At 58.0% G+C, this 23,292-nt stretch carries 19 protein-coding genes; 8 read left to right on the forward strand and 11 right to left on the reverse strand.

Annotation, left to right across the window (positions count from 1 at the left end; all coding sequences use genetic code 11):
- Positions 1–178 precede the first annotated feature (178 nt).
- Together AB4N47_RS08815 and AB4N47_RS08820 are read left to right on the forward strand one after the other, a co-directional pair.
- Entirely contained in the window at positions 179–1,804 is a 1,626-nt protein-coding gene (locus AB4N47_RS08815) for a methyl-accepting chemotaxis protein (protein WP_341637370.1), read from the forward strand.
- Between the two features lie 41 nt (positions 1,805–1,845).
- A complete protein-coding gene (locus AB4N47_RS08820) occupies positions 1,846–3,033 on the forward strand; it encodes a pyridoxal phosphate-dependent aminotransferase (protein ID WP_341637371.1) in 1,188 nt (395 codons plus the stop codon).
- A gap of 143 nt (positions 3,034–3,176) precedes the next feature.
- Here AB4N47_RS08820 and AB4N47_RS08825 read toward each other — a convergent pair whose 3' ends face one another.
- From AB4N47_RS08825 to AB4N47_RS08845, 5 genes are all read right to left on the reverse strand, one after another.
- On the reverse strand, positions 3,177–4,145 hold the full coding sequence (locus AB4N47_RS08825; RefSeq protein ID WP_341637372.1) for a 2-hydroxyacid dehydrogenase: 969 nt from the start codon (positions 4,143–4,145) through the stop codon (positions 3,177–3,179).
- Between the two features lie 13 nt (positions 4,146–4,158).
- Positions 4,159–5,457: an MFS transporter gene (locus AB4N47_RS08830; protein WP_122506808.1), complete on the reverse strand. Its 1,299-nt coding sequence runs from the start codon at positions 5,455–5,457 to the stop codon at positions 4,159–4,161.
- Positions 5,458–5,514: 57 nt separating this feature from the next.
- A complete protein-coding gene (locus AB4N47_RS08835; protein ID WP_341637373.1) occupies positions 5,515–6,522 on the reverse strand; it encodes a sugar kinase in 1,008 nt (335 codons plus the stop codon).
- Complete coding sequence (locus AB4N47_RS08840) at positions 6,515–7,297, reverse strand: sugar phosphate isomerase/epimerase family protein (protein ID WP_341637374.1); 783 nt, start codon at positions 7,295–7,297, stop codon at positions 6,515–6,517. Before AB4N47_RS08840 ends, AB4N47_RS08835 begins: the two co-directional genes overlap by 8 nt.
- A 151-nt stretch (positions 7,298–7,448) precedes the next feature.
- Positions 7,449–8,477: a LacI family DNA-binding transcriptional regulator gene (locus AB4N47_RS08845; protein ID WP_341637375.1), complete on the reverse strand. Its 1,029-nt coding sequence runs from the start codon at positions 8,475–8,477 to the stop codon at positions 7,449–7,451.
- Positions 8,478–8,688: 211 nt separating this feature from the next.
- Between AB4N47_RS08845 and AB4N47_RS08850 the strand changes: the two genes are divergently transcribed.
- The 4 genes from AB4N47_RS08850 to AB4N47_RS08865 all read left to right on the forward strand — a co-directional run bounded on the left by AB4N47_RS08850 (position 8,689) and on the right by AB4N47_RS08865 (position 14,060).
- The gene (locus tag AB4N47_RS08850) at positions 8,689–9,492 is read left to right on the forward strand and encodes a hypothetical protein (RefSeq protein ID WP_341637376.1); all 804 of its coding nucleotides are present in this window, start codon (positions 8,689–8,691) and stop codon (positions 9,490–9,492) included.
- A gap of 76 nt (positions 9,493–9,568) precedes the next feature.
- Entirely contained in the window at positions 9,569–10,303 is a 735-nt protein-coding gene (locus AB4N47_RS08855) for a hypothetical protein (RefSeq protein WP_460154460.1), read from the forward strand.
- 44 nt (positions 10,304–10,347) lie between these two features.
- The gene (locus tag AB4N47_RS08860) at positions 10,348–11,598 is read left to right on the forward strand and encodes a hypothetical protein (protein WP_460154461.1); all 1,251 of its coding nucleotides are present in this window, start codon (positions 10,348–10,350) and stop codon (positions 11,596–11,598) included.
- A gap of 167 nt (positions 11,599–11,765) precedes the next feature.
- Positions 11,766–14,060 (forward strand): autotransporter outer membrane beta-barrel domain-containing protein, encoded by a 2,295-nt coding sequence (locus AB4N47_RS08865; protein WP_341637378.1) that lies wholly within the window; start codon positions 11,766–11,768, stop codon positions 14,058–14,060.
- Positions 14,061–14,104: 44 nt separating this feature from the next.
- Here the strand turns inward: AB4N47_RS08865 and AB4N47_RS08870 are convergent, their stop codons facing one another.
- From AB4N47_RS08870 to AB4N47_RS08885, 4 genes are all read right to left on the reverse strand, one after another.
- A complete protein-coding gene (locus tag AB4N47_RS08870) occupies positions 14,105–14,593 on the reverse strand; it encodes a hypothetical protein (RefSeq protein ID WP_122611362.1) in 489 nt (162 codons plus the stop codon).
- A gap of 225 nt (positions 14,594–14,818) precedes the next feature.
- Positions 14,819–15,460, reverse strand: coding sequence for a DUF1345 domain-containing protein (locus AB4N47_RS08875; RefSeq protein WP_341637379.1), 642 nt, complete (start codon positions 15,458–15,460; stop codon positions 14,819–14,821).
- Positions 15,461–15,622: 162 nt separating this feature from the next.
- Positions 15,623–18,721, reverse strand: coding sequence for a multidrug efflux RND transporter permease subunit (locus AB4N47_RS08880; RefSeq protein ID WP_460154462.1), 3,099 nt, complete (start codon positions 18,719–18,721; stop codon positions 15,623–15,625).
- 15 nt (positions 18,722–18,736) lie between these two features.
- Complete coding sequence (locus AB4N47_RS08885) at positions 18,737–19,894, reverse strand: efflux RND transporter periplasmic adaptor subunit (RefSeq protein ID WP_341637381.1); 1,158 nt, start codon at positions 19,892–19,894, stop codon at positions 18,737–18,739.
- A 254-nt stretch (positions 19,895–20,148) separates the two neighbouring features.
- Here AB4N47_RS08885 and AB4N47_RS08890 point away from each other — a divergent pair, with 254 nt between their 5' ends.
- Both AB4N47_RS08890 and AB4N47_RS08895 read left to right on the forward strand, forming a co-directional pair.
- Positions 20,149–20,850 carry a response regulator gene (locus AB4N47_RS08890; protein WP_016774890.1) on the forward strand — a complete coding sequence of 234 codons (702 nt, stop codon included), beginning with the start codon at positions 20,149–20,151 and terminating at the stop codon, positions 20,848–20,850.
- Positions 20,851–20,854: 4 nt separating this feature from the next.
- The gene (locus tag AB4N47_RS08895) at positions 20,855–22,156 is read left to right on the forward strand and encodes an ATP-binding protein (RefSeq protein ID WP_341637382.1); all 1,302 of its coding nucleotides are present in this window, start codon (positions 20,855–20,857) and stop codon (positions 22,154–22,156) included.
- A gap of 128 nt (positions 22,157–22,284) precedes the next feature.
- Here AB4N47_RS08895 and pncA read toward each other — a convergent pair whose 3' ends face one another.
- Together pncA and AB4N47_RS08905 are read right to left on the reverse strand one after the other, a co-directional pair.
- Positions 22,285–22,911 (reverse strand): bifunctional nicotinamidase/pyrazinamidase, encoded by a 627-nt coding sequence (pncA, locus tag AB4N47_RS08900; RefSeq protein ID WP_341637543.1) that lies wholly within the window; start codon positions 22,909–22,911, stop codon positions 22,285–22,287.
- A 50-nt stretch (positions 22,912–22,961) separates the two neighbouring features.
- Positions 22,962–23,129 carry a hypothetical protein gene (locus AB4N47_RS08905; protein ID WP_159894620.1) on the reverse strand — a complete coding sequence of 56 codons (168 nt, stop codon included), beginning with the start codon at positions 23,127–23,129 and terminating at the stop codon, positions 22,962–22,964.
- Positions 23,130–23,292: the final 163 nt, after the last annotated feature.

Genomic DNA, 23,292 nt, shown 5'->3' on the forward strand with positions numbered 1-23,292 from the left:
TGATCGTTGTCACGTCCCGAAAAATATTTACCGCAGACCCGAAACCTTCCTCAAGCCTGGCCGATACAACGTTCAGGCGCACACAAAACCAAAACCCAGTGACGCCGGACTGTCGCCCGCTATGGGCCAGTGCTCACGGCATGGATGCTCGTAGTTTCTTTCTTTCGAGAGTCCGACCATGTCCCTGCGTAATCTGAATATCGCGCCCCGTGCTTTCCTCGGTTTTGCCTTCATCGCCTTGCTGGTGATTGTCCTCGGCGTGTTCGCCGTAAGCCGCATGACGGTCATTCGTCAGGCGTCGATCGATATGGACACCAACCAGTTGCCAAGCGTGACCCACCTCAGCGTGGTCACGGAAAACGTCCTGCGCATGCGCATTCTCTCGTTCCGTGTGCTGGTCAATCGCGAACCGGCCAGCCTGCAAGAGGCAGAAACCCGCATCGCGGTGCTGGTCGACAAGGTGCGCAAAGCACAGGCCAACTACGCTGCGTTGCCGGCAGGCCCTGAAGAGCGCGCGGTCTTCCAGACGTTTTCGACGACGCTCGATAATTACCTGCAAGCGCAGAATCAGATGATTGAGCTATCGCGCAAGGGCGATCTGGAAGCGATGCGCGCGTTGATCAACACGCGCATCAAGGAAGGCACCGATCAAATGGGCGAGCAGCTCAACAAGTTGATCGGCATGAACACCGCCGGGGCCAGAGCGGCGGCGACCAAGGCCGGTGAAAACTATGACAGCGCCATCACCGGGATCATCATCGTCGCCGTGATTGCGGCGCTAGCCACCGTGTTGCTCGCCTGGTTGCTGACCCGCAGCATCGTCACGCCGCTCAACCGCGCCGTGCTCGCTGCGCAAACCATTGCCGACGGTGACCTCAGCAAAGCCATCGAAGTCGACGGCAAGGACGAACCGGCGCGCCTGCTCGAAGCCTTGGCGGCGATGCAGACCAACTTGCGCAGAACCATCGAGCAGATCGCCGGCTCCGCCACGCAACTGGGCGCCGCTGCCGAAGAACTTAGCGCTGTCACCGAAGAAGCCTCTCGTGGCTTGCAGCAGCAGAACAACGAAATCGAACAAGCCGCCACTGCCGTCAACGAGATGACCGCTGCGGTGGAAGAAGTGGCGCGCAATGCCGTGTCGACTTCAGAGGCGTCCAACCAGTCGACCCACGCCGCCCGCGAAGGTCGCGATCAGGTGGTGAAAACCGTCGACGCGATCCAGACCATGACTCACGACGTGCAGAACACCGCGCAGATGATCGAAGGCCTCGCCGCGCAAGGTCGTGACATTGGCAAGGTGCTGGACGTGATTCGGGCCATCGCCGAGCAGACCAACCTCTTGGCGCTCAACGCTGCAATTGAAGCGGCGCGTGCCGGCGAGGCTGGCCGTGGTTTTGCCGTGGTGGCTGACGAAGTGCGCGCCTTGGCCCATCGCACCGCGCAGTCGACTCAGGAAATCGAAAAAATGGTCGCCGGCATCCAGAACGGTACCGGAGAAGCGGTTTCGTCGATGCAGCAAAGCAATCAGCGCACCCAGTCCACATTGGAAATGGCCCGCGCGGCCGGCGTGGCGCTGGAGCAGATCACGCAATCGATTCACCAGATCAACGAGCGCAACCTGGTTATCGCCAGCGCTTCGGAAGAGCAGGCGCAAGTCTCCCGCGAAGTCGATCGCAACCTGGTCAACATTCGCGACCTCGCCACGCAATCGGCCGCCGGCGCCAACCAGACCAGCGCCGCGACCCACGAACTGTCGCGACTGGCAGTGGATTTGAACGCCATGGTGGCGCGTTTCGTGATTTGAGATACGGTGAAGGCTGGAAACCGCGCTAACAGGAGACGTACATGCGCTATTCAGCCTTGACCCAACGAATCGCCGGGGAGGGTGCCGCTGCCTGGCAGATTCACGACCGAGCGCTGGAACTGCGCGCCGACGGCGTTGATGTTTTGTTGTTGAGCGTCGGCGATCCGGATTTCGATACGCCGTTGCCGATTGTCCATGGTGCGATTGACAGCCTGTTGGCCGGCGACACCCATTACTCCGATGTGCGTGGGCGGTTCGAGCTGCGCTGGCTGATTGCCGAGCGTCATCGCCAGCGCAGTGGTCAACGGGTTGATCCTGATCAGGTGATTGTCCTGCCCGGCGCGCAATGCGCGGTGTATTCGGTGGCGCAGTGTCTGCTCGATCCGGGCGATGAAGTGATCGTCGCCGAGCCGATGTACGTTACCTACGAAGGAGTGTTTGGCGCTTGCGGTGCCAAGGTAATTGCCGTGCCGGTGCGCCCGGAGAACGGTTTTCGTGTCGACCCCGCCGATGTCGCCTCGCGCATTACCCCGCGAACTCGCGCGATGCTGCTCAACAGCCCGAACAATCCCAGCGGCGCGAGTCTGCCCTTGCTGATCTGGCAGGAACTGGCAGCGCTGTGCATTCGCCATGACCTGTGGCTGATCAGCGATGAGGTGTACAGCGAGCTTTTATACGAAGGCGAGCACATCAGCCCGGCGAGCCTGCCGGGCATGGCCGAGCGCACCGCGACGATCAACAGTCTGTCGAAATCCCATGCGATGACCGGTTGGCGCATCGGCTGGATGATCGGCCCGAAACCCTTGGCCGAGCATCTGGTGAATCTGTCGCTGAGCATGCTCTTCGGTCTGCCGGATTTCGTACAGAAGGCCGCGCAAGTGGCGCTGCAAAGTGATCTGCCGGAAGTCTCTCAGATGCGTGAGGAGTATCGCTTGCGCCGCGATCTGGTCTGCGAACGTTTGTACGGTTGCCCTGGGTTGCAGCCGATCCGCCCGGATGGCGGCATGTTTGTGATGGTCGATGTGCGCCAGACTGGGCTTGGCGCTCAGGCATTTGCTGAGCGCTTGCTGGAGGGTTATGGCGTCTCTGTGCTGGCCGGCGAAGCGTTCGGGCCGAGCGCGGCGGGGCACATTCGCATCGGGCTGGTGGTGGATCGGGTCAAATTGGCGGATGCCTGCGCGCGGATTGCGTTGTGTGCGGTGCAGCTGTTGCAGGCGCGCAGTGCCTGAGGGTCTTGCATTGCCTGCCCCGGCGCCTTGCTGATCGTTCCCACGCTCCGCGTGGGAATGCCTGTAGGGACGCTCCGCGTTCCAGCTTTCGGAAGGGACGCGGAGCGTCCCGGGCTGCATTCCCACGCTGAGCGTGGGAACGATCAGTTTAGAGGATTCACCAGATTCGCCGGCCGCTGTCCGTTCAACGCCGCCAGCAGATTCTCCACCGCACACCGCGCCATCGCCTCACGCGTCTCATGGGTCGCCGAGCCCATGTGCGGCGTCGCCACCACGTTGCTCAACTGCAACAATGGCGAATCATGATTCAACGGCTCGCGCTCGAACACATCCAGCCCCGCCGCGCGAATGCGCTGGTTGCGCAACGCCTCGATCATTGCCGCCTCATCGACCACCTTGCCCCGCGAGATATTGATGAAGATGCTCTCCGGCCGCATCAGCGCAAATTGTTCCGCGCCGATCAAGCGTTCGGTCTGCGCCGTCAGAGGCAAAGTCAGGCAAATGAAATCGGCCTGCTGGAGCAACTCTTCGAGGCTGCGATATTGTGCGTCGAACCGCTCCTCGACCGCCGGTTTGCGCGACTGGCTGTGGTAGATCACCGGCATGCCGAAACCGAAACGCCCACGCTGGGCCAAGGCTTCGCCGATGCGGCCCATGCCGATGATGCCCAGCGTCTTGCCATGCACATCGGTGCCGAAATGCGCCGGGCCGATATTGCGGCTCCACTGCCCGCCACGGACCATGTTCGCCAGTTCAACCACACGCCGCGCGGCAGCGAGGATCAGGGCGAAACCGGTGTCGGCAGTGGTTTCGGTGAGCACGTCGGGAGTGTTGGTCAGCAGAATCTTGCGCCGGTTCAGATACTCGATGTCGTAGTTGTCGACACCCACCGAGACGCTGGCAATCGCCTCCAGCTGCGGCGCCAGATCCAGCAACGCCGCATCCAGTTTCAGGCTGGCGCCGAGCAAACCGTGGGCGCGGGGCAGGGCATCGCGCAACTGCATGAGGCCATCGGCGTTGAGGCTTTCGATCAGCGTTACGTCAAACTGCTCTTGCAGGCGCGCCATCAGCGCGGGCGAAAGTTTCTTGTACAGCACGACCTGTTTTTTCATGGCAAAAGTCCTTTCAGTAATGCGCCGGCACACGCGGTGTGGCGGCGGCTTTGGCGACGACGCGATCACTGGCGCCGGGCTTGAGGAAAATCGTCAGCACCACCGACAACAGCAACGCGCCGCTCATCAACAGGTAGGAGGCGCCGGGCGAGCCGGTGGAGCTGTTCAGGTAGCCGACCAGATACGAGCCGCCGAACGAGCCGAGCGCGCCCATGCTATTGATCAGCGCCATGGCGCCACCGGCAACGTTGGCCGGCAGGATCTCCGGAACGATGGCGAAAAACGGCCCATACGGCGCGTACATGCAGGCGCCGGCAATCACCAGCAACGTGTACGACCACCAGAAATGCTCGGCGCCCAACGCATACGAGCCATAAAACGCAATCGAAGCGATCAGCAGCGGTGGCCAGACGAAGCGTTTGCGCTTCTGCAATTTGTCCGAACCCCACGACACCGCGAGCATGCCCAGCACGGCCGCCAGATACGGCAGCGCCGACAGCCAGCCAGCCTCGATCATGTCCATTTGCGCGCCGGCCTTGAGGATCGACGGCAGCCACAATACGAAACCGTAGACGCCGATGCTCCAGCAGAAAAACTGCAGCGCCAGGATGATCACCTTCGGCGAACGGAAAGCCTCGGCGTAGTTCTTCACAGCCTTGATGCCGACCTGCTCTGCGGCGAGCGCGCTTTCCAGATCGTGTTTTTCCTGTTCATTGAGCCACTTGGCCTGGGCCGGACGATCATCGGCCAGACGCCACCAGATAAACGCCCACAACACTGCCGGCAGACCTTCGATGATGAACATCCAGCGCCAGCTGAAATGCTGCACCAGATAGCCCGACACCACCGACATCCACAGCATGGTCACCGGGTTGCCAAGGATCAGAAATGTGTTGGCCCGCGAGCGTTCGGCGCGGGTGAACCAGTGGCAGAGATAGACCAGCATCGCCGGCATCACCGCCGCTTCGACCACGCCGAGCATGAAGCGAATGACGATCAGCCAATAGGCGTTGGATACCACGCCAGTCAGCGTGGCGAGCCCGCCCCAGAGAATCAGGCTGACGAAAATCAGCTTCTTCACGCTGTGCTTTTGCGCGTAGATCGCGCCGGGTACCTGGAAGAAAAAGTAGCCGAGAAAGAACAGCGCGCCGAGCAGCGAGGACAGGCCCGGTGTGATCATCAGGTCTTCGGCCATGCCCGACGCGGCGGCGAAACCGTAGTTGGCGCGATCGAGATAGGCCAGGCTGTAAGTGATGAACACGATCGGCATGATGTACCACCAGCGGCGGGTGGCGAGGGTAGCGGTTTTCATCGGTGTGACTCCTGAGCTTGTTGTTTTTGTCGCAGCAGGTTCATTGATTTGCGGTGATCAGGCGGGCCTCTTCGCGAGCAGGCTCGCTCCCGCATGTGAAATGCGTTCCCCTGTGGGAGCGAGCCTGCTCGCAAATTCAGCGGTCAACTCCAAGCGGGAAGGCAACCCCTCCATATCCCCGCGACTCTGCACCGCGCGACTGCCAATCCAGTTCGCTCGCTGCACGGCCTCGGCAAAACTCTGATGCTCGAGCAGGGCGCTGATCATCCCGACCGCAAAGCCATCACCAGCGCCCACGGTATCGACCACGTTGCTCACCGGCACGCCAGCGACAAATCCCTGATCCAGCTGCGTGCGGTAATAAGCGCCCGCAGGCCCGAGCTTGATCGCCACCGCCTCGGCGCCCTGATCCAGATAGAACGCAGCAATGTCGGCCGGGTCGTCGAAACCGGTGAGCAAGCGGCCCTCGCTCAACCCCGGCAGCACCCAGTGGGCGAGGGCGGCGAGGCGGTTGATCTCGCGGATCATCTCGGCCTCGCTGGCCCACAGGCTTGGGCGCAGATTCGGGTCGAACGACACGCTGCGTCCGGCGGCGCGCATGCGGTTCATCAGCTCGAAGGACATTTCCCGGCTGGAACCTGACAGCGCCGGCGGAATACCGGTGGCGTGCAAATGGCGGGCGCTGAGCAGGTTGTCGGTGATGGAGTGCGGCGACAGATGACTGGCCGCCGAACCACGGCGGAAATACTCCACCTGCGGGTCGCTGCCGTCGTCGTTACGCGATTTGAACTGGAATCCGGTCGGATGGTTTTTATCGACTTCGACGTGGCTGCAATCCAGACCTTCCTTGATCAGCGTTTCCACCACAAAGCGTCCGAGCGAATCGTTACCGACCCGGCTCAGCCACGCGACGTTGAAACCCAAGCGCGACAAGCCGATCGCGACGTTGCTGTCGGCCCCGGCAATCCGTTTGTGAAACTGCTCGACCTTGGCCAGATCGCCGGTCTGCTCGGCGACCAGCATTGCCATGGTTTCTCCGAAAGAAAGGATATCGATCTCAGACATGAGCAGGCTCCAGGCGCGATTGACCGAGGCGGGCGAGGGCGGCGACGTGTTCACGGGTCAGTTGCACCAGGTCATCGCCTTGCAGCGGGTATTCGGCGGCGCGCATAACGCCTTGGTCCATGTGCCGCAGCAGTTGTTCCCACAGATGCAGGTCGCTGACGGCCGGCGGTACGGCGACCAGTTTGCCGTCGGCGCGGCGCGCCACGGCTTTGCAATGCACGTAACCGACATGACGCCCAAGCGCGCGGGCGGCGCTGGCGGCAGATTGGTCCTGCCAGTGCCAGTTACCGATGTCGAAAGTCATCTTGATCGGCAGGTTGTGCTGCTCGACGGCGGCGAAGAAACGCTGGAACGGCTCGATGCGCCCGCCGTGCAAGGTCTGGTCGTTCTCCACCAGCAGTTGCACCGGGCTTTGCTTGAGTCGCTCGGCCAATGCCTGCAAATCAGAGTTATCAGTGAAATAGCCAAGCGAAACTTTCAGCCATTTCGAACCGAACGCCTGGGCCTGTTGCAGCGCGGTAATCAACTCGGGATTTGGCTGCGCTTGCCCGGCCAGCCAGAGTTCGGTGGGTGAGGAATAAATGCTTTGCAGGCCCTGCGCCTGGGTAGCCTGAGCCAGTTGCGCCGGGTCTTCACGGGTCAGCAGCTCTTCACGCCACTCGATGCGATTCGCCCCGGCTGCCGCGAGGATGTCGATAAAACAATCCTGCCCACGCTGGCGCACGAGCTCGGCACCGTAGCTGGACAAACTGATGGAAACGGCGGGTTTATTCATTGTTATTGACCTCTGAAACCGGTTTCATTTTTGTTCAAAAAAATATCAGATGGATTTGTGGTGCTTTTGCAGGCCTTTTCGCGAGCAGGCTCGCTCCCACAATGGAATGCGATCAACCTGTGGGAGCGAGCCTGCTCGCGAAAGCGTCAGATCAGACACCGCCAACCTCACGGGTCGATCCACGCTCAACCAGCACCGGCGCAAAATCCACCACCCGCGCCACCTCATCATCCCCGCGCAAGCGCTTGAGCAGACACTCAAACGCCCGCGCGCCTATCTCTTGCGTCGGCTGTGCCAGCGCGGTAATCCCGCTGCCCACCAGCGGATACCAATCCAGATCATCCAGGGCAATCAGCCCGACATCCTCGAACAAGTGCACACCGAGTGCGCGCAACGCGTGAGTCGCCGCCAGCGCCGCCACGCCATTGGCGCAAAACAGTGCTTTCGGACCGTCACCGTGGGTGTTTAAAAAGGTTTGCAGTCGCGCGAGTAGATGATCGCCGGTTTCCAGCACCGCTCCGGTCAGGGCCGAGCGTTGGGCAATCTGCGCTTGAAAACTGCTGACCCGTTCGATCCGCGAACTGGTGCCGTCAAACGGTTCGGTGACCAGCAATAAATTCCGATATCCGCGCTGCTCAAGATGCGCGAGCGCCATCTCTACTGCTTGCGAGTTGTTCAACCCGACCATGTCGCTGTCGAGCCCGTCGACCTTGCGATCCACCAACACCATAGGCATCTCGCGGCGCAGCTCGTGCAATTCGTCACGGTGATGGCCCAGCGTGTTCACGATCAGCCCTTCGATGTTGTACGAGCGCAACAGCGCCAGATGCTGGCGCTCCTGCTCGTCATCGCGGTCGGTGTTGCACACCACCAGGCTGTAGCCGTGCGCACGGCAGGCGGTTTCCACCCCGTGCATCACGGCAATCGAATAAGGGTTACGGATATCGGCCACGAGCATGCCGATCAGGCGGGTGCGCCCGCGTTTCAGGCCGCGGGCCATTTGGTTGGGGCGGTAACCGAGTTCGCCGATGGCTTGTTCAATGCGCAAGGCAATCGCGTCGGAGAGCAGGGCGCGGTCATCGCCGATGAAACGCGAGACGCTGGCCTTGGACACCCCGGCGCGTTCGGCGACGTCGAGCATGGTCACGCGGCTGCGCTGGGCGGCGGAAAAGTCGTTCATCGGGAAACCTTATTGTTATTCGGGTATTGCTGAAACCGGTTTCAGGAAAGCCGATTTACTGGAACGGCGTCAAGCGTCTTGATCAAACTAAACAGAAAAATTCCGACAGGCGGTCCTTTTACCTGTCAGATCTGACAGTAGGCAGCATGCCTGGCAAGGCGTTTAATCTTATGAAGTACTCATCAAGCGAAAACAGGTAGGGATTTGATGTATGTCTAACTCAGGCCCGCTGGACTTCAAACCGCCGAGAGTCATCGGAGTAGAGGATGCGGATGTTGATCCGGAAGGTTACATACCGCTGGATTTATTATTGGCGGGAATCGACGTGGTGGTTCCACTTTGGCCCAGTTATGCAACATTGCCTGACGATAGAGATCGATTAACGGTTTTTTTAGACCAACCGGGTCAGCCACTTGTTTCAATAATTAATGATTACACGGCAGCGGACATCCAGCCGGAGTTTGTTATTCATATTGATGCTCAGTTTTTGCAGGTCGATGGCGTGGGGCAATTGTGGTATCAGGTGCTCGATACTGCGGACCACCCCTCAAAATCGGAACAACGCAAACTGACAATCGACCATACTCCTGTTCCAACTGACCTAGAGGCGCCGGATTTCCCTGATAAAGACGATTACGGCTATCTCAACTGCAGCACGAAACCGCCTTTGAGTGAGGGCGTACAAATATCTGTCCCACCTCTGGTGGGGTTCAGGGTCGGGGATCGAGTCGAGTTACTGTGGAGAGGCTATTCAAGTTTGAATGGAAGCGGGGTGGAATATGTCAGGGCACGGAAAAAAGACATACGCTCCGCCCTGAATGACACCGATATCAACGAAGGCTATACCTTGTGTATCCAACCTTACGATGTCCACATCAAGCCTATGTATGAGCATGCTTCAGCGACTGCTGTGTACCGAGTTTTTCGGGGGCGCAAACTTGTCGGTGTCTCCAAGCTAGGCTGGGTAAAGATTGATCAAGTAATTCCTGGCGATGAACTTCCTTTAAGACCGTAAACCGCTAATCGTAGGTGCTTGGCAACAAGTGATTGAAGAGAAGACATACCTAATTGAAAAAAGCAGGGAGAAAATAATGAACGCTATAGTTGAAAAAGCCAATCTGTCCAGAGTGGCGGCGCTGAGGAAAAAATCCGTAGTCGAAAATGCTCTTGATATGCCAGTAGCCGTTACTTTTCCTGCACAAACACTACTTCCCGATTTGCGCATTCCAATTGCTGCTCTTGTCAGTGATCTGGAGTATGTGGTTCCGAAACCCGCACTTGAAGATGATGACGATTCGTTTATACCGCAGATTCGTATAAAAGGTTCCATACCGTGGATTGACATTGTCGATTCAGGTGATGACGCTCCGTACATTTTACCTGGGCCTGTTAGTACGCGAGACTGGACGGTACCCTACAAGATCCGACGCAACCTGTTCAGAGAGGAACTTTCTCCCGAAACGCCTACGGAATGGGAGTTTCGGTATGTCTATTTTGCGGGCGGTATCAACGATACCGAGTCCGGTATCAGTACTTTTGCAATTGATCTGACGCGACCCTATCAAGTAAAAAACCCGCCTGCCGATCGGACTCCTGGTGCTGCAGAGTGGCCAGGCGATTTGCTCCCGACCACACCTATCGACGAGGCGTACCTCGAAGGCAAGACTGAAATTGTTGTCAAGCCGGCAATCCCTGCAAATTTCGAGGCAACTGATGTTTACAGCTTTTTTTCGGTCCTGCGCCCGATCCGGTTCGCGATACGCCAGTGTTCGAGGGGGAGCTGTCGGCCAGTAGGGATGCTGGGATTCCAATACAGGTATTCGTAGATGCCCCGGATGGGCCGAATCAGCTTATTTACGTATCCAAAGACTTGGCAGGAAATGAAGGAAGACGATCGAACTTTAGTCAACGTATTGTTCAACATGCCAAAGATCCTGATCCCGCCACGGTGCTGCCTCCGATAGTAACGTTGGCCAACGGTACAGACGGCGACAACTTGATCGATCTTGCGGATACGCAGTTCGATAGCAAAGGTGTGGAGTTCAAGGTCAAGGTTCCAACTCCCAATGCTCAAACTGACACTATTACCGGTTATTGGGCAGGCCAGGCCGCAGGCGCTGAACAGCGAGTGGGTGCCAATACCGAACTGACGTTTTACGCCCCGTATGATCTTGTAAAGCAGGCTTATGGGGATACCGATGGTGTTGTTATAACCGATGTGAGTTTCAAGATGTTTCGTGGTCTCAGGTTGCTCGCTGAAGACGATGTAGAAATTGACGTCGACATTTCATATATCGGTCCGGATCCAATTACGATTGGCCTCGATCCGCCTACGTTGACAACAACTGCTGGTAGCGCCGACGAAATCAAGGAAGGTGATTATGGCGATTCCGGTATCAACGTGCATATTAAACTTTTCGCAACGCCACCGACCGAAGAAGGCTGGTTGATCGATGTGTTCTATGACGACATCAAAATAGGCGAATCGATTGCGCTGACATCAGGCCAGGAAGGCGACACACTCGACCATCCGCTGCCTTGGTCAGTTGTTCTGAAGCAAGAAAGCGGGACCAAGGTGCTGCGCTATACGCTTTACACTCCTGGGTCTAAAAACCCGACTGCTTCCAAGACAAAAGATATCGTTGTGGAACCTTTCCCGATTGAAATGGCTGCACCGGTAATACTGAATCTAGCCGGGTCGCGAAGAAGAATAGGGTGTTCCACGTTGAACTTCCCTACGGCGACCATTCCAAATGATGGTACGGAAAGGCGTAATCTGCACGTGCGCGTATTGCCCAATACCTACACCGTCGATGGAGAAACCATTACTTTGAAGTACCAGGCATATGAACTGGCGGATCCTAGCAAACCAATCGAAGGTACTGATGCAGTAGCTACATTCCCGATTACAGGGACATTCCCTCCCGACGGCGTAATTATCGGAATTGGCGATTACGCCGAGGATTTCAAACCGGCTCATCTCCAAAGGGCGCGTGTGACTTATTCCATTTCCCGCGGGGGCGCTGGCAATAATCCAACCCCGGACTCATTGCCTGCTGAAAACGAATTGGATCTGGACGATAGCCAAGGTCGGTTTTGTGAGGATTTCATCACCCCATGATCGTTGATTAATCATAGGGGGCGCGTGGGCAATAATTTTGTCAGCGCCCCTATTCACTTATGGCTGGATGTTGAATCTTGCAATCTGAAAGAAAATTCTCCTTTCATCTGAGGATAAGTCCTACAGAAATTCAAAATTTTTCTCTATAGCCTTGCGCCCCTCGAAGGATGGCTACTACTGCCATTCCATTAAACACAAAGCAGGTATTCATTATGCGGGGTAAGTCGTTTTCGGTTTTGGGCCGTTTGGGGTATTTCATGATGGCCAGCCCTTCATTGTTGGCGGTGTTTAGTGCCTCCGTCAGCGCAGCGCCCGTCGTTGGGCGGGAGGAAACGGTAAATGGTGGTGTGCCGGAACGATGGGACCTCGCGCAGAATGCAACGCTGACCGTGAACGGCGCACAAACGCTGGCTATCACCTCTGAAAACTCTACGTTGATCGTGAATCCCGGTAGCACGATACGGCAGATAACGGCTCGCCAAGGGTCGACGGTTAATCTGCGTGGTGCAACAGTTTCTTCTACGAGCGGCCTGGCAGCGGTCCTTCTGAGTAGCACACAAGCGACAATTGACAGCAGTACGATTTCCGGGAATCGGTTAGGGCTCCAAGTGGTACGTGATTCCCAAGGACAAGAAGGGTCCAGCGTGTCAGTTGCCAATGGCACGCGGATCACTGGTGTGACCGGTGGCGCTCTGGTCAGTGCTTTCAGCGTCCTGAACCTCAGTGACTCCGACCTTATCGGGACTGGGGCCACCAGTTACGGACTGCGGCTGAGTAGCGGCCAGGCAAATGCCCAAAACAGCACGATCACGGGAGGTGGCGAGGGCGTGGTCATCAACTCCGATCCGAATAGGGTTCAACCCGCGACGCTGAACCTTGAAAACACTACCGTGCAAGGCATATCCGGCTCAGCGATTCTGGTCAACCATGCCAACGCCGAAGACTCGCCATCGGCCATCACCTTGACCAACTCTCGCTTGCTCTCTGGCAATGGCACGTTACTGGATGTCCGAGGTGGGGCTGATGCCTCTCTCGCGGTCAACGACAGCACCCTCAAGGGTGACATCGTCACTGAGCAGGGCAGCATCGCAAGACTGACTCTGCAAAACAATTCGACGCTGACAGGTCAATTGCAAAATGTGCAGAGTGCCACGATCAATGACAGTTCCCGGTGGGTACTGACCAGCAACAGCAGCATTGACCAACTGAACCTGAATAGCGGTGGCTCTGTGGTCTTCGGTACCTCCGATGCCTTTTATCAACTCAACGTGGCATCGCTCTCCGGCAACGGCCGCTTTGTAATGGGCACCAATTTCACCACGGGTGAGACGGATGTGCTGAATATCACAGGAACCGCCCAAGGAACACATGAGCTGCTCATCGCAAGCAGCGGTAATGATCCTGCCAGTGGGCAACCTGTTCGGGTGGTGCAAACAGCCGGGGGTGACGCCGTTTTTTTCATGAATCGCGACGTTGATCTAGGAACGTATTCCTACGGTCTGGTGAAAAGCGGCAATGACTGGATACTGGATCCCAGCACCCGGACGATCAGCCCTGGGGCTCGTTCCGTGCTGGCTCTGTTCAACACGGCGTCGACGGTATGGTTGGGCGAGTTGACTTCGTTACGCTCCCGTATGGGGGAGTTGCGCTTCAGTGGAGGTCAAGCGGGCGCGTGGGGGCGTACTTACACGAACAAGTACAATATCGCCGATGGCTCGGGTGTCGGCTATAAGCAACGGCAAAGTGGCTTCACCCTAGGGGCAGATGCGCCGCTACCATTGGGTGACGGCCAATGGTTGATCGGTGTCATGGCAGGTCAAAGTCAATCTGACCTGGACCTCGATGCGGGGACGTCCGGGAGTGTCGAAAGTTACTACCTTGGCGGTTATGTAACGTGGCTGGATAAGCATACGGGTTATTATTTTGATGGCGTGTTGAAAGCCAACCGTTTCAATAATGATGCAAAGGTCGGATTGAGTGACGGGACGCGAGCCAAGGGTGATTACGACAATTCCGCCATCGGTGGATCGGTGGAAATCGGCAAACACATCACCTTTGCTAATGGAAACTTCGTGGAACCCTACACTCAGTGGTCAGCGGTAGTTATTGAAGGGAAGAATTATTCATTAAGTAATGATCTGCAGGCAGAAGGAGATCGTACCCACTCATTCATCGGTAAAGCGGGCCTAACGGCTGGTCGGAATATCGAGCTGGATCAGGGGCGGACTGTACAGCCTTATATTCGCCTTGCTTGGGTTCATGAATTTGCAAAGAACAACGAAGTGCAGGTGAACAACAATGTATTCAATAATGACCTGTCTGGTTCTCGTGGGGAGCTGGGTGCTGGCGTGGCCGTCGCGATAGCCAGGAATTTCAGCGTGCATGCTGATTTCGAGTACAGCAATGGGCAATATATAAAGCAGCCGTTGGGTGCAAATCTCGGTATTCGTTATACGTGGTGATATAGGCAAAAAAAGGAAGCGTAAGCTTCCTTTTTTATTCCGAACTACGCGGCTTTAGAAGGGTATCCGCGTAATTTCACAATATCTCCCACTGCTGAGAACGCAACCTCCAGGGTCAGTTGTTTCAACTCGTCGTCGTCGTTGTTCTCGACGACAACGTTGTTCAAATTTCCTGAAAGAGTGGCTGAATCGCGGTCATAGGCGATTATGGCAGTGCCTGAACGCTGAGTGTACGTCACAGGTTTCGCTGGATCGCTGCTGTCAAGGAATGTCAGGCGAACCTCGTGGGAGGTTGGTGTCAATACGTAACTGTCATTTGGCAGGCTTTTTGTGAACGACAGGGTGATCTCCTTGGTCGTGTCGTCCTCATTGCGCTGCCGAGCAAACATAACGTAGGCCTCACCATGAGGGAGCGGGAATGCTTTCTCATATAGCTCAACCAGTCCTGCATTGAACTTCTCAACGGTATTGATTGTTCCTTTGCACATGCCTGGGCCAATTGCGTTTCTACGCTCGCGAATTCTAGATAGCATTTTTGCGGTCTCCATGTCGTGACGAGATATCCCGCTTTAAAGGGAAACTTTCGGGATGAGCTATGAGAGCGCTAATGGGGCGATCTGTAAACTGTAAGACCTGACAGTTTACAGTAGCTAAAAAGTATGAGTTTCCGATTCGGTCTGACACGACTGACAGAATGCGTAGGCCGTTGGTTCTCTTTCTCTTATCATAAGCCCTGAATTGACGCACCCGGGACAACATCAGCCAAACAATCCCGCCGCGATATTGATCGAAAAACCTAAAATTGCGGTATTGAATAAAAATCCAATCAGCGACTGCGCCAGCACAATCTTTCGAATATCCCGCGTCGCAACACCCACATCCGAAGTCTGCACAGCCACGCCGATGGTGAACGAGAAGTACAGAAAATCCCAGTAATTGGGGGTGGTCAGTCCTTCCGCAAAACGCAGTGCTGGCTCCTTCCCATTCCAGGTGTAAAACAACCTCGCGTAGTGCACGCAGAAGATCACACCTATCAGCAGCCATGAGCCGGTCACTGTCAGCGCTGTGAACCCGTAGTGCATGAGTTTGCGTGAGGTTTCCAGGTCTTTGCTGCCGGCTAGTTCAAGGGTGATGGTGGCGAGACTGGCCAACGCGGCAATGCACACCACAAACAGCACCAGCCCGGCATTCTCATCTTCGACTTCGGCGATGCGTCGCACGTCCGGGGCCTTGGCGCGTATGGTCAGCCAGAACATCAGGATCAGGTATGTCCAGACACCGACGTTCCAGCCAATGAGGATTTTGCTGACGATGGAATCGGCCGGGACCAACAGGCCGGTGGCTAGGCCGAGCAGAGCGGCGGCGGAGAGGCGAGGGTGGGTGCGGGCGAGGAAGCGCATGGTGACTCACGGCGGTGAACTGTCAGTGCACCATAGCGCAGGCGATCCGGCTTTTGTAGGAGCTGCCGAAGGCCGGGGCCGCGATCGGACGATCTTTCGACTTTAGCTTTTCAAGATCAAAAGATCGCAGCCTCGTTGCACTCGACAGCTCCTACATTTGGATCAGTGGGGTTTGGTGAATCGTTGTACGAGTTTCATCACTACGACGAAGAAGACTGGCACGAAGATCACCGCCAGCGTCGCCGTAATCATCCCACCGATCACGCCAGTGCCGATCGCCTGTTGGCTGGCCGAACTGGCGCCGGTGGCGATGGCCAACGGCACCACACCGAGAATGAACGCCAGCGATGTCATCACGATCGGCCGCAGACGCGAACGCGCGGCCTGCAACGTCGCATCGATCAGATCGTGACCTTCGTCATACAAGCTCTTGGCGAACTCGATGATCAGGATCGCGTTTTTCGCCGACAGACCAATGATGGTGATCAGTCCGACCTTGAAGAACACGTCGTTGGGCATGCCGCGCAGTGTCACGGCGAGTACCGCGCCGAGCACACCAAGCGGGACAACGAGCAATACAGAGGTCGGAATCGACCAGCTCTCGTACAGCGCCGCCAGACACAGGAATACCACCAGTAGCGACAGGCCAAGCAGAATCGGCGCCTGATTGCCGGACAGACGCTCCTGCAACGACAACCCAGTCCATTCCTGGCCCAAGCCCTTCGGCCCCAACGCTACCAAACGCTCGATTTCCGCCATCGCTTCGCCAGTGCTGTGCCCTGCTGAAGGTTCGCCGGAGATGGCAATCGCCGGATAACCGTTGTACCGGGTCAACTGCGCCGGGCCTTGAATCCAGTTGGCCTGGACGAATGCGGACAGCGGCACCATGTTCCCGGTGTCGTTGCGCACATGCATTTTCAGCAAGTCGTCCACCTGACTGCGCTGATCACCTTCAGCTTGCACGACCACCCGCTGCATGCGGCCCTGATTGGGGAAGTCATTGATGTAGCTCGAACCCACGGCAGTGGACAGCACGTTGCCAATGTCGGCGAACGATACGCCCAAGGCATTCGCCTGCTTGCGGTCGACGATCAGTTGCACTTGCGGTGCTTCGGCCAGCGCGCTTTCACGGACGTTCATCAATACCGGACTTTTCTCGGCGGCGGCGAGCAGTTCCGTACGCGCTTGCATCAACGTCGCATGGCCCAGGCCACCGCGATCCTGCAAACGGAACTCGAAACCGCTGGACGTGCCGAGGCCATCTACTGGCGGCGGCAGCACCGAGAACGCCATGGCGTCCTTGATCTGACTCAGCGCAGCGTTAGCGCGGTCGGCAATCGAGCTGGCAGCATCGTCACTGCCACGTTCCGACCAATCCTTGAGCGTCGAAAACGCCAACGCCGCATTCTGGCCGCTACCGGAGAAGCTGAAACCCAGAATCACGACACTGTCACTGATCCCCGGCTCACCGGCGTTGTGCGCTTCGAGCTGTTCTGCCACTTGCACGGTGCGGTTCTTGGTCGCTCCGGGCGGCAGCTGGATGTCGGTGATGGTGTAGCCCTGATCCTCGGTCGGCAGAAACGAAGAGGGCAGGCGCGCGAAACAAAAGCCGAGTGCAATCAGCAGAACGACGTAGATTAACAGGTAGCGACCAGTGCGCTTCAGCGCGTAGCCGACCCAGCCCTGATAGCGCTCGGTCAGTTGCTCGAAGCGACGATTGAACCAGCCAAAGAAGCCGGGCTTCTCGTGGTGTTCGCCTTGGGCAACAGGCTTGAGCAAGGTCGCGCACAATGCCGGGGTCAACGTCAGAGCAAGGAACGCCGAGAATAGAATCGACGTGGCCATGGACAGCGAGAACTGTTGGTAGATCACGCCGACCGAGCCTTGCATGAACGCCATCGGAATAAACACCGCGACCAGCACCAGAGTGATGCCGATAATCGCGCCGGTAATCTGCGTCATTGCCTTGCGCGTGGCTTCCTTGGGCGACAAGCCCTCGGTGGCCATGATGCGCTCGACGTTCTCCACCACAACGATCGCGTCATCCACCAGAATGCCGATGGCCAGCACCATGCCGAACATGGTCAGCACGTTGATCGAGAACCCCAGCGCCAGCATGGTCGCGAAAGTGCCCATCAACGCCACCGGCACCACCAGTGTCGGGATCAGCGTGTAGCGCACGTTTTGCAGGAACAGGAACATCACCGCAAACACCAGCAGCATCGCTTCGCCGAGGGTGTAGATCACTTTGGTGATCGAGACTTTGACGAAGGGCGAAGTGTCATAAGGAATCTTGTACTCCACGCCGGCCGGGAAGTAGCGCGCCAGTTCATCCATCTTCGCCCGCACCAGTGTCGCGGTGTTCAGCGCGTTGGCGCCTGGAGAAAGCTGCACGCCAACGGCGGTGGACGGCTTGCCGTTCAGGCGTGTGCCGAATTGATATTCCTGACTGCCGATTTCGACGCGCGCGACATCACCGATGCGCACCGTGGAGCCATCGCGATTGGCCTTGAGCACGATGTCGGCAAATTCCTGCGGCGTCGACAGCTGGCCTTTGACCAGAATCGTCGCAGTGATTTCCTGTGTGGAAGGCGACGGCAAATCACCGATGCTGCCCGCTGAAACTTGGGCGTTCTGCGCAACGATGGCTTCGTTGACATCGGCTGGCGTCAGGTTGAAGCCGATGAGCTTCTGCGGATCGATCCAGACGCGCATCGCCCGCTCGGCACCATACAACTGCGCCTTGCCGACACCGTCCAGACGCTTGATCTCGTTCATCACGTTGCGCGCCAGATAATCGCTGAGGGCCACGTCATCGAGCTTGCCGTCGCTGGAAGTCAAAGTGATCAGCAAGAGGAAACCGGAAGAGACCTTCTCCACCTGCAAACCTTGCTGATTGACCGCTTGCGGCAGGCGCGACTCGACTACCTTGAGGCGGTTTTGTACATCGACCTGCGCCAATTCCGGGTTGGTGCCCGGCTGGAAAGTCGCCTTGATCGTCGCGCTGCCCAGGCTGCTTTGCGATTCGAAGTAGAGCAAGTGATCGGCGCCGTTAAGCTCTTCTTCGATCAGGCTGACCACGCTTTCATCGACGGTCTGTGCCGAGGCGCCTGGGTAGACAGCGTAGATTTCGATCTGCGGCGGTGCGACGTCCGGGTATTGCGCGACCGGCAACTGCGGAATGGCCAGCGCACCGGCCAACAGGATGAACAGGGCGACCACCCAGGCGAACACTGGGCGATCGATAAAGAACTGCGGCATATAAGAGCGTCCTGCTTACTGACCAGTGGTCTGGGCAAGTGGAAGAGGGGTTTCGTCGACCTGTACTTTTTCCCCGGGACGGGCGTGTTGCAGGCCTTCGATGACAATGCGGTCGCCGGGCTTCAGGCCGCCGGTGACGATCCAGCGATTATTCTGCACCGCACCCAGTTGCACCGGTTGCTGCGCCACGCGCATCTGCTCATCGACGGTCAGCACCTGGGCAATGCCGGCACTGTCACGCTGCACCGCGCGTTGCGGTACGGTGATGCCGTTCTGGATGGTTGCCTGCTCAAGGCGTACGCGGATGAAGCTGCCCGGCAGCAAGTCGAGATCCGGATTGGGAAATTCACTGCGCAGGATGATTTGGCCAGTACCCGGATCAACGGTAATGTCGCTGAACAGCAGCTTGCCAGGCAATGGATACAGGCTGCCGTCATCCTGAATCAACGTGGCTTTGACCTGATCCTGACCGACTTCCTGTAACTGCCCGGAACGGAACGCCCGGCGCAGTTCATTGAGCTCGCGAGTTGACTGGGTGAGGTCGGCATGGATCGGGTTGAGCTGCTGAATCAGCGCCAGCGGCGTGGGCTCGTTCTGTCCGACCAGAGCACCTTCGGTGACCAGAGCGCGGCCGATACGGCCGGAGATCGGCGCGGTGACGGTGGCATAACCGAGGTTGAGTTTCGCCCGTTCCAGCGCTGCCTTGCTGGCGGCGACATCAGCGGCGGTCTGCCGGGCAGCGGCGCGGGCGTTGTCGTAGTCCTGACCGCTGATGGCCTGGTCCTCGATCAACTGCGCATAGCGTTGTTCTTGCAGTTTCGCCTGAAAGGCGTTGGCCTCGGCCTTGCGCAACGCCGCTTCGGCACTGTCCAGATCGGCCTTGAACGGCGCCGGGTCGATGCGGAACAGCACATCGCCTTTTTTCACGTCGCTGCCTTCGCGATAGGTGCGCTGCAGCACTACGCCGGCTACTCGTGCGCGCACTTCGGCAATCCGTGGCGCGGCGATGCGGCCACTCAGTTCGCTGCTGATCGACAATGGCTGGGTTTTGATGGTCTCGATGCGCACCGTGGCCGGCGGCGCCTGCTCTTCGGCGTTCGAGGATGAATCACAAGCGCTCAGAGTCAGCGCCAATGCGATCAGGCCGAGCCCGGCCAGCAGTTTTCCAGACATGTACAACCCCCAATATTGAAGGCCGCATCCTACGGCCAGACGGGGAGGTTAGCGGTGAAGCTTTGTAGCTGCTGTGTGAAATTGTGTAAGGGTTTTGCTCCGTGGCGGGTGAGGGCGTATATCCTGCAGGCCTTGAAATTTATTGCGACAGTTCGATCGCTTTCGCGAGCAGGCTCGCTCCCACAGGAGATCGCATTTCAATGTGCGAGCGAAATGAGCCCTGACTGTCGCCCCAGCATTTTCTGGAACACCCCATGCCCAACATCCTTCTGGTCGAAGACGACACCGCCCTCGCCGAACTGATTTCCAGCTACCTGGAGCGCAACGGTTACTCCGTCAGCGTCATCGGCCGTGGCGATCATGTGCGCGAACGGGCGCGGATCAGCCCGCCGGATCTGGTGATCCTCGATCTAATGCTGCCAGGTCTCGACGGTTTACAAGTGTGCCGCTTGCTGCGCGCCGATTCAGCGACCTTGCCGATCCTCATGCTCACAGCCCGCGATGACAGCCATGATCAAGTGCTGGGCCTGGAAATGGGCGCTGACGACTACGTCACCAAGCCTTGCGAGCCACGGGTGTTGCTGGCGCGGGTGCGTACCTTGTTGCGGCGCAGCAGCCTGGGCGAACCGTTGGCCGTCAATGACCGGATCGTCATGGGCAATCTGTGCATTGACCTGTCCGAGCGCACCGTGACCTGGCGTGATCAAGCGGTTGAGCTGTCCAGCGGCGAATACAATCTTTTAGTGGTGCTGGCCCGGCACGCGGGCGAAGTGCTGAGTCGCGATCAGATTCTGCAGCGGCTGCGCGGCATCGAATTCAATGGCACTGACCGCTCGGTGGACGTGGCGATTTCCAAGCTGCGGCGCAAGTTCGATGATCACGCTGGCGAGGCGCGCAAGATCAAGACTGTGTGGGGCAAGGGCTATCTGTTCAGCCGCTCCGAGTGGGAATGCTGAGCTAATGTTTCGCATCCTGTTTCGCCTGTATCTGGTGACGATCGTCTCCTATAGCGCGGCGATCTATCTGGTGCCGGATCTGGTGGTCATGGCCTTCCGGGATCGCTTCGTCACCTACAACCTGGACTTTTCCCGAGGTCTGCAATCGCTGATCACCAAGCAGTTTCATGCTGCGCCGCAAGAGCAGTGGCCGGAGATTGCAGCGGCGATGGACAAGGAATTCCAGCCGCTGCACATCGTCCTGACGCCAATCGACGACCCGGTTTTCACCCCCATCGAGCAGGAACGTCTGCACCGGGGTGAAAACGTGGTGCGCATCGGCGACTGGGGCTGGCGAACATTGGCGGTAACTCCGCTGAATGCGGACATGGCGGTGCGCATGGTCGTGCCGCCCGATCCGGTCGACGTCGATCTGTTGTACTGGAGCATCAACGTGCTGATCGGCGCCATGTTGCTCGGCTGCCTGCTGCTCTGGTTGCGCCCGCACTGGCGCGATCTTGAACGTCTGAAAGGCACCGCCGAACGCTTCGGCAAGGGGCATTTGAGCGAGCGAACCAGAATTGCCCCGAGTTCGAACATCGGCAGCCTCGCCAATGTGTTCGACACCATGGCCGGCGATATAGAAAACCTGCTCAATCAGCAACGTGATCTGCTGAACGCCGTTTCCCATGAGCTGCGTACACCGTTGACGCGCCTGGATTTCGGCCTGGCATTGGCCTTGTCGGAAGACTTGCCGGCCGCCAGCCGCGAGCGCTTGCAGAGCCTGGTCGCGCACATTCGTGAGCTGGATGAATTGGTGCTGGAGTTGCTTTCCTACAGCCGTTTGCAGAATCCGGCGCAATCGCCCGAGCGCATCGAGGTGTCGCTCGACGAATTCATTGACAGCATTCTCGGCAGCGTCGATGAGGAGCTGGAATCGCCAGACATCGTGATTGACGTTCTGTTGCATGGCCAGCTCGAACGCTTTGCGCTGGACCCGCGCCTGACCGCTCGGGCCATCCAGAACCTGTTGCGCAATGCCATGCGCTATTGCGAAAAGCGCATTCAGATTGGCGTACAGGTGATTGCCGGCGGATGTGAGATCTGGGTTGACGACGATGGCATTGGCATTCCCGACGACGAGCGCGAGCGGATCTTTGAACCGTTCTATCGGCTCGACCGCAGCCGTGATCGCGCGACGGGTGGTTTCGGCCTCGGTTTGGCGATCAGCCGTCGCGCGCTGGAAGCGCAGGGCGGCACGCTGACGGTTGAGGATTCGCCATTGGGTGGCGCGCGGTTCAGGCTGTGGTTGCCCACTGACACCTGAGGCTCATGACGTTGAAAATTTACTTGTGGGAGCGAGCTTGCTCGCGAAGGCGGTCTGTCAGCCAAGTTTGCGTTGACTGACCTAACGCTTTCGCGAGCAGGCTCGCTCCCACAGATGGCTGTGGTTGTTCAGACCAGTTCTGTGGATTGAATCAATTCGACTCCTGCACTTTGCATCCGCTCAAACGCTGCAGCCAGCGAGCCGTCCAGATCGATCGCCCGGCAGGCATCCAGCACCACAAATGCATTGAAGCCCGCCGCGAGTGCGTCCAGCGCCGAAAACATCACACAAAAATCCAAGGCTAGGCCGACTATGTACACGGTGTCGATGCCGCGTTCTTTCAGATAACCCGCAAGACCCGTGGTGGTGCGTCGGTCCGCTTCGAGAAAGGCCGAGTAGCTGTCGATGTCGGGATTGCAGCCTTTGCGGATGACCAATTGCGCGTGTGGCAAATCCAGCTCCGGGTGGAATGCGGCGCCGGCACTGGCTTGCACACAATGATCCGGCCACAACGTTTGTGCGCCGTACGGTAACTCGATGACGTCGTAGGGCTGCCGGCCCGGATGGCTGGATGCGAACGAAACATGCCCGCTCGGATGCCAGTCCTGAGCAATAACGACTTGCCTGAACTGGCGCGCGAGCCGGTTGATCAGCGGCACAATACGGTCACCTTCAGGCACCGGCAACTGGCCGCCGGGAATGAAGTCGTTCTGAACATCGATGACCAGCAAGGCAGTGCGAGATGAAATTGGCAAAGGGCGATCCTCCTTGGAATAAAACCTCGGCCAGTTTAGCAGGGCTGTGTTCAGCCGCTGGTCTGCAGCACACATTGCTGGGTTTTACTGTCCCAGACCTGGCCTTTCGGGCATTCGGGTTTCTTGACGGCGTCGCTTTCATCGACGGCGAAAGCAGCAGGGCTGGACAGGGCGGCGACCAGCAGCGGGACGGCGAACAGCATTTGGCGGATATTCATGGTCGATCTCCACTTTCATCGGCTTGGAGCAGAAGTTGTTGTTCTCCTTTGCAGTGACTGTTCAGTTCTGCGGAAGATTCAAAGTTCTGCAGCGGGCCATTGACTTGTCATCCAACGGCAGGCTAATTTCCAGTCCATGACTTTCACCGTATCGCGCTGCCAG

The organism is Pseudomonas sp. S3_G06 (genome assembly GCF_054667565.1).

Bases quoted from the DNA above. Each gene is read 5' to 3' on its own strand.
- AB4N47_RS08905 (WP_159894620.1), bottom strand. From the start codon at position 23,129: ATGAATATCCGCCAAATGCTGTTCGCCGTCCCGCTGCTGGTCGCCGCC.
- AB4N47_RS08820 (WP_341637371.1), top strand. From the start codon at position 1,846: ATGCGCTATTCAGCCTTGACCCAACGAATCGCCGGGGAGGGTGCCGCT.
- AB4N47_RS08885 (WP_341637381.1), bottom strand. From the start codon at position 19,894: ATGTCTGGAAAACTGCTGGCCGGGCTCGGCCTGATCGCATTGGCGCTG.
- AB4N47_RS08850 (WP_341637376.1), top strand. From the start codon at position 8,689: ATGTCTAACTCAGGCCCGCTGGACTTCAAACCGCCGAGAGTCATCGGA.
- AB4N47_RS08865 (WP_341637378.1), top strand. From the start codon at position 11,766: ATGGCTACTACTGCCATTCCATTAAACACAAAGCAGGTATTCATTATG.
- AB4N47_RS08845 (WP_341637375.1), bottom strand. From the start codon at position 8,477: ATGAACGACTTTTCCGCCGCCCAGCGCAGCCGCGTGACCATGCTCGAC.
- AB4N47_RS08870 (WP_122611362.1), bottom strand. From the start codon at position 14,593: ATGCTATCTAGAATTCGCGAGCGTAGAAACGCAATTGGCCCAGGCATG.
- AB4N47_RS08875 (WP_341637379.1), bottom strand. From the start codon at position 15,460: ATGCGCTTCCTCGCCCGCACCCACCCTCGCCTCTCCGCCGCCGCTCTG.
- AB4N47_RS08895 (WP_341637382.1), top strand. From the start codon at position 20,855: ATGTTTCGCATCCTGTTTCGCCTGTATCTGGTGACGATCGTCTCCTAT.
- AB4N47_RS08855 (WP_460154460.1), top strand. From the start codon at position 9,569: ATGAACGCTATAGTTGAAAAAGCCAATCTGTCCAGAGTGGCGGCGCTG.
- AB4N47_RS08815 (WP_341637370.1), top strand. From the start codon at position 179: ATGTCCCTGCGTAATCTGAATATCGCGCCCCGTGCTTTCCTCGGTTTT.
- AB4N47_RS08835 (WP_341637373.1), bottom strand. From the start codon at position 6,522: ATGTCTGAGATCGATATCCTTTCTTTCGGAGAAACCATGGCAATGCTG.
- AB4N47_RS08825 (WP_341637372.1), bottom strand. From the start codon at position 4,145: ATGAAAAAACAGGTCGTGCTGTACAAGAAACTTTCGCCCGCGCTGATG.
- AB4N47_RS08830 (WP_122506808.1), bottom strand. From the start codon at position 5,457: ATGAAAACCGCTACCCTCGCCACCCGCCGCTGGTGGTACATCATGCCG.
- AB4N47_RS08880 (WP_460154462.1), bottom strand. From the start codon at position 18,721: ATGCCGCAGTTCTTTATCGATCGCCCAGTGTTCGCCTGGGTGGTCGCC.
- AB4N47_RS08890 (WP_016774890.1), top strand. From the start codon at position 20,149: ATGCCCAACATCCTTCTGGTCGAAGACGACACCGCCCTCGCCGAACTG.
- AB4N47_RS08840 (WP_341637374.1), bottom strand. From the start codon at position 7,297: ATGAATAAACCCGCCGTTTCCATCAGTTTGTCCAGCTACGGTGCCGAG.